The 16,815-nt window shown below is 56.6% G+C and carries 12 protein-coding genes and 1 tRNA gene; 9 read left to right on the top strand and 4 right to left on the bottom strand.

Annotation, left to right across the window (positions count from 1 at the left end):
• Positions 1 to 16: 16 nt before the first annotated feature.
• Entirely contained in the window at positions 17 to 181 is a 165-nt protein-coding gene (locus QGH09_10675; GenBank protein ID HJO18646.1) for a hypothetical protein, read from the bottom strand.
• Positions 182 to 600: 419 nt separating this feature from the next.
• Between QGH09_10675 and QGH09_10670 the strand changes: the two genes are divergently transcribed.
• Positions 601 to 1,089, top strand: coding sequence for a hypothetical protein (locus QGH09_10670; GenBank protein ID HJO18645.1), 489 nt, complete (start codon positions 601 to 603; stop codon positions 1,087 to 1,089).
• Between the two features lie 31 nt (positions 1,090 to 1,120).
• On the opposite strand, the gene QGH09_10665 is transcribed toward QGH09_10670, so the two are convergent.
• The gene (locus tag QGH09_10665) at positions 1,121 to 1,639 is read right to left on the bottom strand and encodes an N-acetyltransferase (protein ID HJO18644.1); all 519 of its coding nucleotides are present in this window, start codon (positions 1,637 to 1,639) and stop codon (positions 1,121 to 1,123) included.
• A 101-nt stretch (positions 1,640 to 1,740) separates the two neighbouring features.
• Complete coding sequence (locus tag QGH09_10660) at positions 1,741 to 2,541, bottom strand: SGNH/GDSL hydrolase family protein (protein ID HJO18643.1); 801 nt, start codon at positions 2,539 to 2,541, stop codon at positions 1,741 to 1,743.
• Between QGH09_10660 and QGH09_10655 the strand changes: the two genes are divergently transcribed.
• The 8 genes from QGH09_10655 to QGH09_10620 all read left to right on the top strand — a co-directional run bounded on the left by QGH09_10655 (position 2,540) and on the right by QGH09_10620 (position 15,233).
• Positions 2,540 to 4,072 (top strand): Ig-like domain-containing protein, encoded by a 1,533-nt coding sequence (locus tag QGH09_10655; protein HJO18642.1) that lies wholly within the window; start codon positions 2,540 to 2,542, stop codon positions 4,070 to 4,072. The genes QGH09_10660 and QGH09_10655 overlap by 2 nt on opposite strands.
• Before the next feature lie 173 nt (positions 4,073 to 4,245).
• Positions 4,246 to 4,322 (top strand) — tRNA-Arg (locus QGH09_10650).
• Between the two features lie 58 nt (positions 4,323 to 4,380).
• Positions 4,381 to 7,002: a M14 metallopeptidase family protein gene (locus tag QGH09_10645; protein ID HJO18641.1), complete on the top strand. Its 2,622-nt coding sequence runs from the start codon at positions 4,381 to 4,383 to the stop codon at positions 7,000 to 7,002.
• A 58-nt stretch (positions 7,003 to 7,060) separates the two neighbouring features.
• On the top strand, positions 7,061 to 7,501 hold the full coding sequence (locus QGH09_10640) for a CHRD domain-containing protein (GenBank protein ID HJO18640.1): 441 nt from the start codon (positions 7,061 to 7,063) through the stop codon (positions 7,499 to 7,501).
• Positions 7,502 to 7,507: 6 nt separating this feature from the next.
• Entirely contained in the window at positions 7,508 to 9,664 is a 2,157-nt protein-coding gene (locus tag QGH09_10635) for a PQQ-binding-like beta-propeller repeat protein (protein HJO18639.1), read from the top strand.
• A gap of 194 nt (positions 9,665 to 9,858) precedes the next feature.
• Positions 9,859 to 10,572 (top strand): gluconate 2-dehydrogenase subunit 3 family protein, encoded by a 714-nt coding sequence (locus tag QGH09_10630; GenBank protein HJO18638.1) that lies wholly within the window; start codon positions 9,859 to 9,861, stop codon positions 10,570 to 10,572.
• Positions 10,562 to 12,268: a GMC family oxidoreductase gene (locus QGH09_10625; protein ID HJO18637.1), complete on the top strand. Its 1,707-nt coding sequence runs from the start codon at positions 10,562 to 10,564 to the stop codon at positions 12,266 to 12,268. Before QGH09_10630 ends, QGH09_10625 begins: the two co-directional genes overlap by 11 nt.
• A 127-nt stretch (positions 12,269 to 12,395) precedes the next feature.
• Entirely contained in the window at positions 12,396 to 15,233 is a 2,838-nt protein-coding gene (locus QGH09_10620; GenBank protein ID HJO18636.1) for a prolyl oligopeptidase family serine peptidase, read from the top strand.
• 107 nt (positions 15,234 to 15,340) lie between these two features.
• On the opposite strand, the gene QGH09_10615 is transcribed toward QGH09_10620, so the two are convergent.
• A complete protein-coding gene (locus QGH09_10615) occupies positions 15,341 to 16,783 on the bottom strand; it encodes a tetratricopeptide repeat protein (protein HJO18635.1) in 1,443 nt (480 codons plus the stop codon).
• Positions 16,784 to 16,815: the final 32 nt, after the last annotated feature.

Below are 16,815 nucleotides of genomic sequence, written 5' to 3'. Positions count from 1 at the left end.
CTCATCTGGACAACGGCTACATCATCCCATCTGTGGCACCCGACACGGCTGTGCCGACCTTAACAGTGACCACTTCGTTCCCAACCAGCACGAGTGACGGGTGCGACATCACCAGATCGCATCGAGAACCAAGAAACCAGTCAACGGCAAGAAACATCGCAGTCTGTAGCCTGTAGGCCACAGCCAAGAGCCCAGCTTATACCGCAACCAGCGTAGTTATCAATTTTATAATTCTTACATTTATATAATATTAAATAATGTACTTAACAATCGTGACACCTGAATTCCGCAAAAATATCGGCCTGTTTGTCAGGGTTAGCTCGAGCGAAGTCGATTAAGCACCGAACAGCCTTGCTTATATCGGGTAGCCCATGTTATTGAACCATATCTTCCGAGAATTTCACCTGGGCCGATTCCAGCGTAATCGGATGGGATTTGCCGTCCTTCATGAGACCTCCTGCGACGTGCTGTTGTTTGCCCTAACCAGTTTCTCGGTGGAAACTGGCATCAGCTATAAGGGTAGGTATCATTATCCTTGGCGTCGCATGCCAATGGGCTCCCGTTGCACTGTCGACCCGGGGAGCCTAGCAAGGAGTCGAGATGCAAAGTCGAGTAGTCACGATCGGAATCTTCGGTATTCTCTTGGGTGCCTCCTCAAGCGTCGCCCAGGTTGGGACACCACAGGATTCCTTGAGAGAACTCGAGGCACTACGAGTCGAGGTGGCAATGGCAAGAAATCCGGGAGCCGCCCGACGCGGGGTAGATGCCGACTTCGTCCGCGATACCGTTGAGGAGCGCCTTGACCAGCTTGACATCGAACCGTTACCCGACGAAGAGTCCAACGGAACTACCTACCTCTCCGTGACTCTGAATCCAGCGAGGATCTCCGACGGCTTCGCTGTGAGCCTCTTATTGCAACTCTTCCAGCCTGCCAGACTAACTAATGGTGAAACAGTAATGGCTTCCACCTGGCATGTACACTCACTTGGAATCAGCGACGTGGACGACCTTCAGGACTATGTCCGTAATGCGCTACGGAACCATTTAGAAACACTCGCTTCAGCGCATCGTGGGGCAAATCGGAGGTAGTGATGGGAGCCGAGAACCCTCGCGCGATCCTTCAAACCTCAAATGCGCGGTCGAACACTGGATGGTAAGCGACAGTGCCCACCACGCCCTGGAGTGCTTCGGCTTTCAGTTCCTTAACAAAAAAGCAGACATCAAGCTTCGGGTCGGCGTAGTGCAAACCTAGCGAGGCAACAGGCTGGAAACCAACCTTCGGATAGTAATCAGGGTGGCCAAGGACAAACACTAGGTCCGTGCCTGCTTCCTGACACGTCTTGAGCCCCTTCTCCACCAGCTGCCGTCCGATTCCTTGCCGTTGGAATTTTTCTTGCACGGCCATCGGCGCCAAACCCATCATCCGAAGGTCTCCTCCCCTGCCTCCTACTGTCACGGGCGAGAAGAAGATGTGGCCAATAATCGCGTCGTCGACCTCAGCAACCATTGAAATCGTCGGAATAGCTTCACGACGAAGCGCATCCACCAACCGTGCTTCTGCGTCGGTAGCAAACACGTCCTGATTTAACTCAAACACCGCGCGGTGGTCATCGTCTCGCTCCGCTCGAATGGTCACCATCGGTCTATGCTCTCTAGTTTCAACGGAACCGCACCTGTATCCACTCTAATGCATCCATGACGTAGGTCTAGCCAAGCCAACGGAAGCCTCTTGAGACAGGGCTAGTCCGAATCCACGGTCCGGAACGCGTCAAGCCAGGCCTGGGCCATGAGATAGTTTCCCGCAGGCGCCGGATGCACACCATCCGGACACCAATGATCCACCGGGGCCTTCTCCAATGCCTCATCGAAGATTGACTGATACGGGATCCAGACTGCCCCGTAGTCATCCGCGACACGCCTAGCGGCCGCTTGATAGTCAGCATAGGCCGGATACCACGCATCGGCTAGCGCCGTACCGCCCGTGACGGCAAACGGCTCACCGATGATGAAGGTAACGTCCGGCAGCGTTGCCCGTGTCCGGTTTAGTAGCGCACGGTAGTCCCGTTCGTAGATTCCCACTGTCCCGTCGTACCCGCTGCTCAATGTGTGCCAGAAATCGTTCACGCCAATGAGGATACTAAGAACGTCGGGCCTGAGGTCTAGACAATCCTGTTGCCACCGCGCCGCTAACTGAAAAACTTTGTCGCCACTCACCCCACGGTTATAACAATGCCAAGGGCTACCGGGCCCACTCCCAAGCAATTCACCTGTAGCCATGCCCGCATATCCACTGCCGAGACCCGTAGGATGGTTGGGGTCGACTCGGTCACGATTTCGGCCAGCGTCGGTGACCGAATCACCTTGAAAGACCACCACCTTAGCATCAGGAGAATAAGCCTGTCCTTGAACGCCACCACCCGAAGAACCCTCAGACAATTCCGGCGGCCAGGTCGCCACTAGACCGACACCAAGCGCCATTCGCTCTAGGAAGCCTCGGCGACCGACGCTTGAAGGGTAACGTGCAAGAATGCTGAAACGCATGAAAAACCCCCTCTTAACCAAGGGATTATGGCACAAGCACCATGTAACCTCGACGCGGCCTGTAGCTAATAGCGGTAGAATCCTAGCCTCAAACGGTATTGTGCTAAGTACCGGAAAACGTTTTATGGGTCCCCACACCCGTCTGATTGCGGTCGCGGTCCTCTGTTCCGCCTGTGGAGGAGGCAGTGGAGCCAGCCCCACCGCACCAACACCGGTTTCTCCACAGAAGACCATCACGAGTTTCTCTACGAGCGCGTCAAGAACCACCCTGGCCATCGGACAACAGGCGACTCTCACAGCCACCGCCGTCTACAGTGATGGCTCATTTGCGCAGATTCCACAAATTGACATAACAGGAGTTGTATGGGTCTCAAATGATGTGTCTGTGGCCGGGATAGAACCGGGTCAGAACCCTGCGGATGGTTGGAACCAAGTAAGGGCCAAAGCACCGGGCACCACCACGATCACCGCGACCTATGGGGAACAGACCGCGTCTGTTAGCATTACGGTCACTCCAACAAGGACCGTGGTCGGATGGATTGGAAATTTATTGCAGGAAGGGTGGATCGAAAACGCCGTAGTGCGTATCGGCAACACTGCTGCCGTGACGTCTGACGCCAACGGTCGATTTGCGGTCGCCGTCGAACAGACAGGCATTTTCCCGGTTGTTATCCAAGCGAACGGGTTTCATACAAGTGAAAGTGAAATCGAGGTTCAGTCCTCACTCACGATCGCACGACGCAATCTTCTCACTACCAACACAGACTATTTTGACTTAGCGTTCTTCGATCATGTCTTTCGTGACAAGGGAACCAGGGGTACCCGACGATGGGTTGCGACGCCTACAGTGGAGGTCTGGACTAAGGAAATGAAGTGTCTGGAAACCGATGGTGGTGGCAAGCACTGCAGGAAGTTTGAAGCAACTGACATCGCCGCGCCCTCAGAGTTTGAGACGACTATCCGGAGTGTGGTCGGCTCTGACATTCCATCACTAACAGCCGATGTAATGAGTGGCATCAGTGTTGCAACCAAAGACCACGCTGCAGGGACAATCCTTGAGCGGGATTCCTGTGGTCAACCCAACAAAATCAAAGTCGCTTACATGACGGCCGGAACCACAGATTTTAGCGGTCGTTATTCCTATGCCGCTTCTTGCAGCTACTCAAGCGGCGAGATGGTGGGCAGTGAGGTCCACATGGCGTGGACCGATGACGTTGGAACTTACCGGCATGAGTTGGCGCACACCCTCGGCTGGAGTCATCCGGACGGCTATGACAGTATTCCTAGGCCGTCGGTAATGAACCTTGACGCCATCATCACCGCATGGGACACGAAACACGGAAGAGTCCTCTATCGACGAGCGGCCGGCAGTACCTCACCGGACAAGGATCCCTCCGGTAAGACAATCAACGACCTGCAGGCATTACCTTGGACTTCAAGTGTGAGACCCAAGCTACACCAAGATTGGCCTCCGTTGGCGAGTGGGCGGGGGCGGTTCCGTGGCCCTTTAATTGCCTGGATAGAAAACTAGCACCGTATCGGGTTTCAAGTGCGACTGTGCTCGCGGCTTCATCACCAGGTTGCCAACATCAGAAGTATTAGTCAGGCATCGAGTAAATGGAGCTTCGAAACCGGGATGAGAAAATATGGTAACTCAGATGGTGGTTTTCCGGCGTCCCTTGTAAGATCGAGGACGCAAGAAGTGCGCCCGTAGCTCAGTTGGATAGAGCATCGGCCTTCTAAGCCGAGGGTCGCAGGTTCGAATCCTGCCGGGCGCGCCATCATTCCGGGCCAATGAGGTGGAGCGACGGCTCGGATAAACCCGAGGAGTCTACCGTGATGAGACGAGCGCTGTCTGTGTGGGGTTGCGTGCTGGGACTGATGGCGTGGACAATCCCAGCGATTGCGCAGATTCCAACGCCAGAGTCCGTGCTTGGATTTAGCGTCGGCGCCGATTTACACCTAGCTTCGTATGATGACTCGATCGCCTACTTCGAACGGCTCGACGCAGCCACCGACCAGTTGACACTGGTCCACGTCGGCGAAACATCTTTCGGACGCCCCTTTTATCTGGCGCTCATTTCGTCCTCCAACAACCTCGCGAACCTCGAACGCTATCGGACGATCGCACATCGGCTAGCGCACCCGCAGGGCCTGACCAACGACGAGGCTCGAGCGCTTGCGCGCGAGGGCAAGGCGATCGTGCACATCGACGGCGGCGTTCACTCCACTGAAGTCGCCACGGCCCAACACACGATGCAGCTGGCCTATGACCTGCTCACGGGCACCGATGACCGGGAAATTCAGACGATTCTCGATAACGTGATCTTCATGCTCTGGCCCACCCTGAATCCTGACGGTCAGAACATGGTAGCCGCCTGGTATCAATCCAATGTCGGCACACCCTATGAAATCGCACCGTTAACCGCGCTCTATCAGAAGTACGTCGGCCACGATAACAACCGTGACGCCTACATGCTTAACATGATCGAGTCTCGCGTCATCGCTAGGACCCTGCAGCACTGGGAGCCGCAGATCGTGTACACACAGCACCAATCCTCGCCATTTCCCACGCGGATCTGGCTTCCACCGTTCGCCGAGCCGATCGGCTTGCGGGTGCACCCCCTGATGTCGCGCACGGTCAACACGATTGGCATGCTCATGGCGCAGGGACTGGAAGAACGCGGTCAGATTGGCGCCACCCACATGGGTACCGGCTACGATGCTTGGTATCCCGGGTATGTCGACTACCTGCCCATGCTGCAGAACCGCGCATCGTTCTGGACGGAAACGGCGCTCTACCGATACGCCACGCCTCACTTCTACACGGTCCAGGACTTTCCTGAACGGCGGCGCACGCTGCGCCCAGAATCGCTCTACCCCAGCCCGTGGCGCGGCGGCTGGTGGCGACTTCGCGACGCGGTCGAATATATGGAAACCGCGTCGCTGTCGGTGCTAGATTTTGCCGCCAAGTACAAGGACGACTTGCTCTACAACAGATATCAGGCCGGACGTGACACGATCGCGAAATATGAGTCCGAGCCGCCGTTCGCATACTTCGTGCCCCGCGCGCAGCGCGACCCGATGGCGCCAGTGGAACTGCTCCGCCGACTGGCCTTCAACGGCATTCGGGTCTACGAGCTTCGAGCCGCCGTCACGTTCGAAGAAATGACCTATGAACCCGGCACATGGGTCATTCCGATGAACCAGGAGTTCGCCGAGCTGGTGCGTCAAGTGCTTGAGGTTCAGACCTACCCAGACCTCCGCGAATTCCCTGATGGGCCACTCGACCAACCCTATGATGCTGCAGGCTGGACGCTGCCGAAGCAAATGGATGTTCGCGTGGTCGAGGCACGCTCTCCGCTCACGGATGTGGTGCGGTCAGTAATGACCCTCGTTGAAGGTCCTGTGGTCGATTGGCGTGACGGTGAAACAAACAAGGATGCCGCGCCGTTCGACAGCGTCCCCGGTGTAGGATTCGATACAAACTCCGTGGCCGCCGGCCTCGTTCCGATCGCCGGTGGCATCCCCAACGACGGCCCCTTTGCCCTTAACGCGGCTCACCTCAACACCTACCGCGCTATCAACCAAGTATGGCGATCGGGCGGAGAGGTTCGGTTGCGCCAGGATGATTCCGGGGCATCTTTCATTCTCTCTCAACTCAGCCGCGACGCGCGCGAAACTATGACCGACCTCCGTCTCAGCGCGACGGCCACGTCACCGTCAGGGGCTCCGCTCTCACCGCCAGCGATTGGTCTTCACCGTCCGTGGGTACCAAGTATGGATGAAGGCTGGACGCGCTGGGTGCTCGAGCGTTTCGAATTTGATTTCACGAATATACGGAATGTCGACATCCGATCGGACGACCTCGGCACGCGGTACGATGTCATCATCCTGACTGACCCTGGGCGCACTCCGATCATCGACGGATTTTCGGACGGTGTCGTACCCCCGCGCTACGCCGGTGGGATCGGCCTAGAGGGCGTCCGCGCGATTGACCGGTTCGTGCGTGATGGTGGCACGCTCGTTTGCCTGAACAGCGCAAGCGACTTCGCCATCGAGGCGCTGCATCTGCCCGTGAAGAACGTGATCGCTGGACTGTCACGGACGGAGTTCTTTGCCGGCGGTTCGCTCCTCGAGGTCGAAATCGACACCTTGCATCCGGTCACGGCCGGCATGGCCCCACAGAGTGCGGTGTTCTTTAGCCGAAGCCCCGCGTTCACCACACTGGACGGCTTCGAAGGCAAGATCCTCGCGCGGTATGCCTCGACCGGCTCGCCACTACTGTCAGGATACCTGCTCGGTGAAGATCACCTGCACGACCACGCTGCGGCCGTCGATGTGCGACACGGCAACGGACATATTGTGCTCCTTGGCTTTAGACCGCAGTGGCGCGGACAGCCCTTTAGCTCGTTCCGTATTCTGTTCAATGCGATCCTCTATCAAGCAACGGCACGGTAGGGGCGGCAGCTTCTCACTGAAAAGCGGTTTTGCGAAATATGAAACGAGAGGAAATGCGATGACACGAGCCAGCACCGTCACGCTAGTAGCGTGCATATGGGCGGTATTTGGATCGACACACATCCTTGCCCAAGCCGGCGACACGTTTTCTGCGAGACTTTCAGTCGTGCCGATCGATGCTCGAGCAGCACAAACCACCTCAGGTATCGGCGCCGTTCGTGCCGTGCTGGTCGAGAACAGCCTGTTTATGACAGGCAGTTTCGAGGGAATGAGTTCTGCTGCCATTGCGGCGCACGTGCATCAGGGCCATGCAGGTCAACGGGGGTCGATCGCTTTTCAGTTGACCGTCAGTAAAGGTTCCACCGGGGTCCTAGGCGGCAGCGTGCACCTCACGGACGAAGAGGTCCAAGCTCTACTGGAAGGCTCCTATTACATCCAGATACATACAGAGGGAAATCCTGGCGGGGAACTGCGTGGATGGATACTGGCATCGGAGTAATCGATCATGAAACCTATAATTCGGATCGGACTCACTCTAACCATCATCGGATTTCCTGTCAGCTTCGTGAACGGTGAAACACAGGAAGCGGCCCACTATACCCAAGCCCAAGCTGAGGCCGGCGAGACTGCATACCAAGTGGAGTGTGCTGGGTGCCACATGTCGGACTTTAGTGGAGCTTTCGAAGCGCCGGAACTGGCAGGCGCGAACTTCCTGAACGTTTGGGGGGAGCGGGGCGTTAATGATTTGCTCGAGTATGTTAAAGCCACAATGCCACCTGAAGCAGTAGGTTCTCTCTCCGATCGCACTTACATCAATATCGTTGCTTATCTCCTCCAAGCAAATGGTATCGGGCCAGGAAACGAACCGTTGGCCCTGGAGGGTGCGGGTTTCCTCCTGTCCTCAGGCCAAGCGGGTGTTTCCACGACACCAGATTCAGATACAACCTCAAACACGTCGAATGCCGAGAGTGCACCGATCGTCGCGAGCAACCGCACGACTGTACATGAAACAGTTACCGAATTCGTCCCAGTGACCGACGCAAATCTTCGCAACCCCGACGCGGGTGACTGGCTGATGTTCCGACGGACTTATGACGGTTGGGGTTATAGCCCCTTGGATCAGGTGACTCGCGACAATGTGCACGACCTTCGACTCGCTTGGGTTTGGGCAATGGCGGAGGGCACTAACCAGCCGACACCGCTCGTGTATGACGGTGTGATGTACTTGCCCAACCCCCGAAACATCGTCCAAGCGCTCGACGCGGAGACCGGAACATTATTGTGGGAATATCAGCGGGAGTTACCCAACGAACTGCAGCGTGGCTTTACCACAATGCGTAATCTCGGCTTCTACAATAACAAGGTGTTCTTGCCAACAAAAGACGCCTTTATGGTTGCGATAGACGCCCGTAATGGCGAGGTTGTTTGGGAAACAATAATCGCCGATTACAGACAGGGTTACACAAATGTGAGCGGGCCGATCGTCGTCCGTGGAAAAGTCATTAACGGTATCAACGGCTGCGCAAGATTCCAGCAAGAAAGTTGTTTCATCACCGCACATGATGCCGAAACGGGCGAAGAACTCTGGCGGACTTTCACAATTGCGGGACCTGGTGACCCTGGAGGGGACACGTGGGGCGATTTACCGCTTACGCTTCGCGGTGGTGGCGACTCATGGATCGCCGGAAGTTACGATCCCACGCTGGACCTAATCTACTGGCCTACTGCCCAACCGAAACCATGGGTCCCAGCTAGTCGCGGACTCACGGTCCATGACGCGGCACTGTATACAAATTCTACGCTTGCGCTTGATCCGGACGATGGTTCAATCGTCTGGTATCGACAACATGTGCCCGGGGAAGCGTTGGACCTTGACGAAGTGTTCGAAAAGGTTCTCATAGACGTCGAAGGGCGAAAGTTGCTCTTCACAATCGGGAAGCACGGCATCCTCTGGAAGCTAGACCGAGAAACTGGCGAGTTTGTCGATTTTAAGGAAACGGTGTTTCAGAACGTGTTTGATTACATCGACCCAGTGACCGGTGACGTAACCTATCGTGCCGATATCGCCGCAGCTGAGGTGTCGCAGTGGATTTCCGTCTGCCCGAGCACCGCCGGCGGTCACAACTGGATGGCCACGGCCTACAGTCCCGAAGCGGAAGTACTCATCATCCCATTAAGTCAGAGCTGTCTAGAAATTGCTGGCCGAGAGGTGGTGCTCGAACCAGGGTCTGGAGGCTCACAGGCAGATCGGAAATGGTTTGAAATGCCTGGAACAGACGGTAACTTAGGAAAGCTTGCTGCCTACAACGTCCAAACGCTAGAGGAGGTCTGGAGTTTGGAACAACGTGCATCGTTCCTAACCGGCGTCCTCACGACTGCTGGCGGCTTGGCGTTCGTGGGTGACCTGGACCGGTCCTTCCGTGCACATGATGTCGAAACTGGAAAAATCTTGTGGGAGACCCGGCTTGGCACATCGGTCCAAGGCTTCCCAATCACTTTCACAGTGAATGGTGAGCAGTACATCGCTATCTCAACGGGTCTAGGCGGAGGAAGCCCACGGAACGTTCCGCGGCTTCTGACGCCAGACATCCGTCATCCCGCTACGGGTAATGCGCTTTACGTGTTCAAGCTGCCTGGCGGTCGGGTTGGCACAAGGCGATAAACAGCAGGGAAACCTTCGTGCCAAGAACTTCGTGGGAACAGCACTGTAGGACAAGGCCTTGCAAACGACGGTTCGCACGAGACTTTTAAGAAAAGCAACAACGGGACGCCTCGACCTGGAAAATACGTTTGTAACAAGCGACCGGTATTTCACCCGACCCGAAGATTCAAGCAGAGGATCAGAGGAGTGTTGAGATGACGAAGAAATCACGCGAGACCATCTCTAGGCGAGACCTGCTAACGAGCGTTACCCTCGCTGGGGTCGCGGCTACCACAGTAGCGGTCTTGCCGGTTGCAACAACCCCTGAGCGACGTAAGGCAGCAGCAGATAAAACCGGAGCTCAGATCTCCGAAGGCTACGAACACCTAACCACCGACGAAGTCACGTTGCTCGAAACAATCGTCGATGAATTGATCCCAGCCGATGAACATGGACCCGGTGCACGTGACGCCCGCATCGTCCGCTATATTGACCGCGGGCTCGGCAGCGCGCTATCAGGCTTCCAGAACAAATACCATGAGGGTCTCGCCAACTTTGACCGCTACTGTCGGCTAGCCCATGGAACATCTTTCCTCGAGTTATCGCAAGCCGACCGAGTCACGATATTAACCGCGGTGGAAGCTGGCAGTGCAACGGGATTCTCTGAGGCCTCATCGGTATTTTTTGCCATGGTGCGGAGGCACGTGCTCGAAGGCATGTTCGGCGATCCCTACTATGGCGGAAACCATGACTTCGTTGGCTGGGACCTGCTGGGCTACCCGGGAGTCCGCACAGCGGTTACGCCAACCGCTCAGCAGCGCTTAGAGGCGAGCGAACTTCAGCCCAATCACCGGTCCGCCTATGACTGGGCGACCTTTACCAAAGCAAGTGCACAGCAGTCGCTCCGGGACCCGCAGCATGGCGACTAGGTTGCCCACCACCGATGTCATCATCGTAGGACTCGGCGCCGCTGGGGGCGGGGCAGCGCTCCCATTGACCGAGGCCGGGCTCCAAGTCGTTGGACTCGAAGCCGGCAGTCGGCTAACACGCCGTGATTTTGCCCCAGACGAAATCCGCAACAATGTGCGCGACTGGCCGTTCGCAGTCCAAAAAGCCAGCCGGGAGGTACCAACCGTCCGCCCGAATAGTTCGGTCGATGCGGTCCAAGCCGAAAGTCATCCCATGATGAACGCCGTCGGCGGCACTTCGCTTCACTACTGGGGTCAGAGCTGGCGACTCAACCCTTGGGATTTTCAGGTCGTCAGCAAGACGCAACAGCGATACGGCAAGTCGCGTCTGCCGCCAGGTACCACGATTGAAGACTGGCCTTTTGGCTATGACGAACTTGAACCATATTACGACCGCATCGAACGTGAAGTCGGCGTTTCAGGACAGGCCGGTAATATCAACGGGGGGATTGACCCGCGTGGGAACCCGTTTGAGGGACCGAGACAACGCGAGTACCCGATGCCTTCGCTTCGATGGACCAGCTTCCTCAATCGAATGGCGGAGGTAGCCCGAGGTCTCGGCTGGCATCCCTTTCCTGGCCCTGCCGCGATTAATTCGCGACGTTACCAAGACCGTTCAGGCTGCGTGTATCACGGGTTCTGCAATAAGGGCGGCTGTCATGTTGACGCCAAGAACTCGACTGCGGTTACGACAATCCCTCGAGCCGAAGCAACCGGGCGTCTTAAGGTCGTCACCTACGCACATGTCACCAAAATTGAAACGGATTCCGAAGGACGAGCGATCGGGGTGACCTATCTCCAACACGGCGAAGAATTTTTCCAACCAGCAAAGTTCGTACTCCTGGCGAGCTACACCTATGAAAATGTGCGTCTCCTCTTACTGTCGACTTCAGGTAGCTCCCCCCTTGGGCTGTCGAACAATCACGGACAAGTTGGCCAACACTATTTCAGCCATCACCAAGGGGCAGGAGTTTCGGCGCTCTTTCCGTTTGATCTAAAGGCGTGGTACGGGCTGCCAGCACAAGGTGTTGCCATTGATGATTGGGCCGACGACAACTTCGACCACACCAACCTGGACTTTATCGGCGGTGGCAACCTGTGGGTGATGTCGGACCGACGCCCTATCACGGCCGCAGGGATGAGCACTTTTGGCCGCGCACCAAGCTGGGGGTCTGCGTGGAAAGCCTTTGTCAAGGAGAACGCCGACCGATCACACAGTACTTACATCCAGAAGACCACCCTCCCCTACGAGTCGAACTACCTAGACCTAGACCCGGTCGTGACCGACCCACTCGGCTTGCCGGTCATCCGGATCACGGGCGAGTACAAGCAGAACGAGCTGGCAATCGCCTCCTTTCTCCAAGAGAAGATGGTGCAATGGTACCGTGACGCAGGTGCCATTGAGGTAACGCGTGCTGGTCTCGGTAGAACCATGGGAGTTTCAACGCACGCCTATGGTGGAACCCGCATGGGCGACAGTTCGGAAACAAACGTCGTGAATCGCTTCGGGATTTCACACGAGGTCCCAAATCTTGGTATCCTCGGCGCCTCAGTTATGGGGACCAGTGGTGCGCACAATCCCACGCTGACCGTACAAGCACTTGCATGGCGGACAGCGGAGCACGTGGTCTCAAACTGGCGTGCGCTCGCCGAATAGTCGTGGTGGCGGTGACATGCCTTCCCTCAGTCTGTGATTACTGACGATCTTGCATGAGCCATGGAGATGTTCGCATTACCCCCAGTCCATCTGTATTAACGTCGAATCGGTTGCAAGAGGTGCCTACATGACAACTGACCAAACTTCCTCTCCCCCACCACCTTTACTTGTAACAATGTGTCATCGACGACTTCTCGCCGTGGCGCTCCTCTTCGCCGCGTCCATGAGCGTTGCTGCACAGGAACCGGTGCCACCAACAGCAACCGAGTACGGTCAATGGGAAACTCTGGGTCGCAACAGCGTGCTGTCGCATGATGGTGAGTGGCTTGCGTATCCAATCACGCGCTCAAACGGCGAAGATGAGCTCAGGATCGCGAATACAGTGACCGATGTGGGAACCGTCGCCCCATTCGGTGAGGATGCTGCGTTTTCTCCTGACTCAAACTGGTTGGCCTATGGAATCGGCCGCTCAGAAGAAGCTGTAGCTAAACTCCAAGCATCTGGAGAAGCGGAGCAGAGTGACATGGGGCTCCTAGACCTGACGACACTCGACGTTGAGGTCATCAACAACGTCGCAACCTTCGCCTTCAGCGAAAACGGTGCGTACCTGGCTGTGCATCGAGATTTACCTCTGCGCAACGACGAACCTGAAGAACACGATGCTGGTCCTCCCGATGACCCGACCGGGTCCGACCTCGTGGTGAGGGACCTGAGCTCTGGTGCTGATATGCAGTTCGCGAACGTATCGGCGTTTGCGTGGCAGGACGACGGTGCACTTCTAGCCATGACGATTGCCGCCAAAGGGCGAACCGGCAACGGTGTGCAGTTGTTCAATGCTCTGACCGGCAACCTGCTTGCCCTTGAATCCAATAACGCCTTGTTCAGTGGACTGTCCTGGCGGAAAGATGCAGACGACCTCGCCGTGCTGCGCTCCCACTCCGTCGACGGGTACGACGGTGCCACGCACAGCGTTCTAGTTTGGCGAAATCTCCAAAATACACCGGCCTCCACCTTGGTCTATAACCCCGCCGATGACACTGATTTTCCACCAGATTTTCGTATCGTCGATGATCGACAGCCGACCTGGTCAGACGATGGCACAGCAGTGTTCTTCGGAGTGAAGCCATGGGAAGCGGCCCCAAGAACTGACGATGACGAAGCTGCAGATAGTAATGACGCAGACGATGAAAGTGATGTCCTCGAAGAACCAGCCGCGGTCGATGTCTGGCACGCGAAGGACCGACGGATAATTCCGATGCAGAAGGTGCAGGCACAGCGAGACCGGGAACGTAGCCTGCTAGCAGCCTGGCATTTAAACGAGGGCCGCTTCGTGCAGCTCGCAACGGACCTCATGGAGGAGGTGTCGCTGATGGAGGGCCAAGCGTTCGCCATCGCGCAACACACCGATCCCTATGCCTTCGATAGCATGTTCGGTCGACGCTGGATGGACATCCACTTGGTTAACGTCAAGGCCGGCACCCGTATCAAAGCCGTCGAGCACGTGCGACATCTCCACGGTAGCAGTGCGACGGGTCGTTACGTCCTGTATTTCAAGGATGGTCACTTCTGGACTTACGAAGTAGCAAACGGACAGCAGACGAACCTGACCCAAGATCTACCTACTTCATTTGCTGATGCTGAATTTGATTACCCGACCGAGCAGCGACCCGCGTACGGTGTAGCCGGATGGGAAACGTCTGATGAATCGGTGCTGCTCTATGACCGATATGACGTGTGGCGCGTAGCCCCAGACGGGGCATCATACACGCGCCTCACCAACGGTTCACGGGAAGAGATCCGCCACCGATACGTCGAACTGGAGGATAACGCCGACGGTATCGATCTAGCGAAACCGTTTTACGTCAGCGTGTATGGCCAATGGACTAAGAAAAGTGGATACGCTCGGATCACCGTCGAAGAGAACCCTGAGAGCGAGCGCCTCGTCTGGATCGACAGTCAGGTTGACCGCATCATTAAGGCCACCGAGGCCGAATTGTATGCGTATGTCGTCCAGAGATTCGACGATTCGCCGGATTATTTCGTCAGTGGTCCGGACCTGTCGAGTGCCCGGCAGGTGAGCAACACCAACTCATTCCAGAAGAACTATGCCTGGGGACACTCGGAGTTGGTGGACTATCGTACTCCGGACGGTCAACGTCTTCAGGGTGCGCTTTTCTATCCGGCCAATTACGATTCTAGCCGTCAGTATCCCATGATCGTCTACGTTTACGAACTGCGGTCACAGATCGCACACGGTTACGTACCACCATCGGAACGACGGCCATACAACACTACAGTCTTCACGAGTCAGGATTATTTCGTTCTCCAACCCGACATCGTCTATCGGGACCGAGACCCGGGAGTATCGGCCACCGAATGCGTTGAGGCAGCGGTCGCACAAGTGCTGAAAATGGGAACCGTCGACCCTCAACGGGTTGGGCTTGTCGGACATTCATGGGGCGGGTACGAAACGGCCTTCATTCCGACCCAGACCGATACGTTCGCGGCGGCGGTGACAGGTGCACCACTCACCAATTTCTTCAGCATGTTTGGCACCATTCACTGGAACCAAGGAATGCCAGAGACATCCCATTTCGAAACTGGTCAAGCGCGGATGGACGTGCCCTATTGGGATGACATGGACGCCTATATCCGTAATTCTCCCGTGATGTTCATTCGCGAACTTCACACGCCAATGCTCGTGGCGTTCGGCGACGCGGACGGCACAGTCGACTGGCACCAGGGTATCGAGCTGTATAACTACGCTCGGCGTGCCGGTAAACACTTGGTCATGTTGGTCTACGCTGATGAAAACCACAGTCTCCGACGAAAGCCAAATCAGGTTGACTACCACCACCGGGTGCTCGATTGGTTTGATCACTATTTGAAGGGTAAGAGCGGCCCTGGTTGGATTACCGATGGCGTGAGCGTTCTAGCACGAGAACGAGAGCTGCGCGAACGATAGGAGACTTTTCGCCAGTCTCCAGAATGACGACATGCTTAGACCTTTTAATAAGGCTTTATTACAGTGGGTTAATGTCTTCGGCTCGCTCCACCACCCCCTTGCCCTCCCTAACGCGAGCCTTCAAGCGCCGCCAAGGCCAGCTCCGCCCCGGGGTGAGAGGGCCAACGCTCAAGGATACGATGGAGCTCCACTTCTGCCTCATCGCGCCTGCCCGCCTCGCGCAAAACTGAGGCCAGTGAGTAGTGAAAGCTGACGGTATTGGGTGAGAGCGCAATAGCCCGGCGGACATGTTCGACCGCTTCTTGAAAGCGCCCTGCGGCGGCAGCGGCAAGACCGAGATTCTTGTGGGCGGCTGCTAGTTCGGGGTCGAGGTCAATCGCTTCCTGCAAGACAACCTCAGCTTCTTGTGGTCGATTTTCCCTTAAAAGCATTTCTCCCAAGCCGACGTGGGCTGACGCATGGTCTGGCGCCAGTGAAACAGCCTTCTGAAACGCCTGGCGTGCCTGGGTTGCGTCGGAGGCATGCTGACCTAGGACCACATACACCTCAGGATTATTCGGTTCCAGCCTCTGAGCCCGTTCGAATGTACGCTGCGCGAGTACGTTCTGGCCCACCGATGAATACCGCGACACTTGCAGCAGAAGTGACTCGACGTTGTAGTTGTGATCCAGCAACTGGGTCACCCAAGGATCGAGGGCTGGTGCGAAGCGACGAGCACCTTCCGCCCGCCGTAACGCTGCTTCCCTTTCTTGCTGGTGGCCGAAGTGGTGATGCACTGAGGCCAGCAAGCGGTAGACCGCCGCAAACGCATCGGCTTTTGTTACGCGCTCAAGATAGCCCTCGGCCAACTCCCATTCCGACCGGGCAAGCGCCAACCGCGCCAATCCAAGACTGGCGTGCGGATCACCAACAGCCAAAACCAATCGACGTTCGTAACTCGCACGGGCTCGGTCGAACAGTCCTTGTTTGAACTGATTGTCGGCGAGCTTCAACCAGGCGGGAGCATATTCTGGCGCCAGGTCGACCGTCCGCTCTAGTAGTTCCGTGACCGACGTGTTTTCACCGCGCTCTTGCCGCAACACCGCTAGCAGGTATAACCATCGTGGATTCTCCGCGTCCTTCGTCGAGGCCAGCTCGTAACACAAAGCGGCATTTTCACCGTAGTTATTTGCGTGGTAGATCTGCCCCAGACGTCCCGCTGCTTGGGCGATCGTTCCCGACTCAGCAGATTCGGCGACAGACCGGCGGAGTACCCGATCAGCTTCCGTGAGCACCGGCACAAGAGCGCTCGGCATCTCGGAGAGTGCTGGTAAGTCCGGTACCGACACAAACTGCCGTTCGACCGGGTCAGCGGAAGAAATTAGCTGTGAGGTACCCCAGACCACCAACACCGCCAGGATTACTAACGCTCCCAGCGCAATTACTCCAACCGAGTAGGGACCCAAGCCGACAACACGACGACGGTTCCCAACGCCGTCGTTTTCCCGGAACCCTTGACGATTCGTCTTCAAGGTGTGACGAGTCGCTCTACGCGTTTTACGTATGACCATACTTTCTGGAAATTACGTTTTAGTCAGGGACA

It is taken from the genome of Vicinamibacterales bacterium (assembly GCA_036012125.1).
Lineage (GTDB): Bacteria > Acidobacteriota > Vicinamibacteria > Vicinamibacterales > UBA823 > UBA11600.
The sequence above is the reverse complement of the archived record's forward strand: the minus strand, read 5'-3'. Positions and strand labels throughout refer to the sequence as shown.

Bases quoted from the DNA above. Each gene is read 5' to 3' on its own strand.
- QGH09_10655 (HJO18642.1), top strand. From the start codon at position 2,540: ATGAAAAACCCCCTCTTAACCAAGGGATTATGGCACAAGCACCATGTA.
- QGH09_10615 (HJO18635.1), bottom strand. From the start codon at position 16,783: ATGGTCATACGTAAAACGCGTAGAGCGACTCGTCACACCTTGAAGACG.
- QGH09_10625 (HJO18637.1), top strand. From the start codon at position 10,562: ATGGCGACTAGGTTGCCCACCACCGATGTCATCATCGTAGGACTCGGC.
- QGH09_10630 (HJO18638.1), top strand. From the start codon at position 9,859: ATGACGAAGAAATCACGCGAGACCATCTCTAGGCGAGACCTGCTAACG.
- QGH09_10645 (HJO18641.1), top strand. From the start codon at position 4,381: ATGAGACGAGCGCTGTCTGTGTGGGGTTGCGTGCTGGGACTGATGGCG.
- QGH09_10670 (HJO18645.1), top strand. From the start codon at position 601: ATGCAAAGTCGAGTAGTCACGATCGGAATCTTCGGTATTCTCTTGGGT.
- QGH09_10660 (HJO18643.1), bottom strand. From the start codon at position 2,541: ATGCGTTTCAGCATTCTTGCACGTTACCCTTCAAGCGTCGGTCGCCGA.
- QGH09_10635 (HJO18639.1), top strand. From the start codon at position 7,508: ATGAAACCTATAATTCGGATCGGACTCACTCTAACCATCATCGGATTT.
- QGH09_10665 (HJO18644.1), bottom strand. From the start codon at position 1,639: ATGGTGACCATTCGAGCGGAGCGAGACGATGACCACCGCGCGGTGTTT.
- QGH09_10620 (HJO18636.1), top strand. From the start codon at position 12,396: ATGACAACTGACCAAACTTCCTCTCCCCCACCACCTTTACTTGTAACA.
- QGH09_10640 (HJO18640.1), top strand. From the start codon at position 7,061: ATGACACGAGCCAGCACCGTCACGCTAGTAGCGTGCATATGGGCGGTA.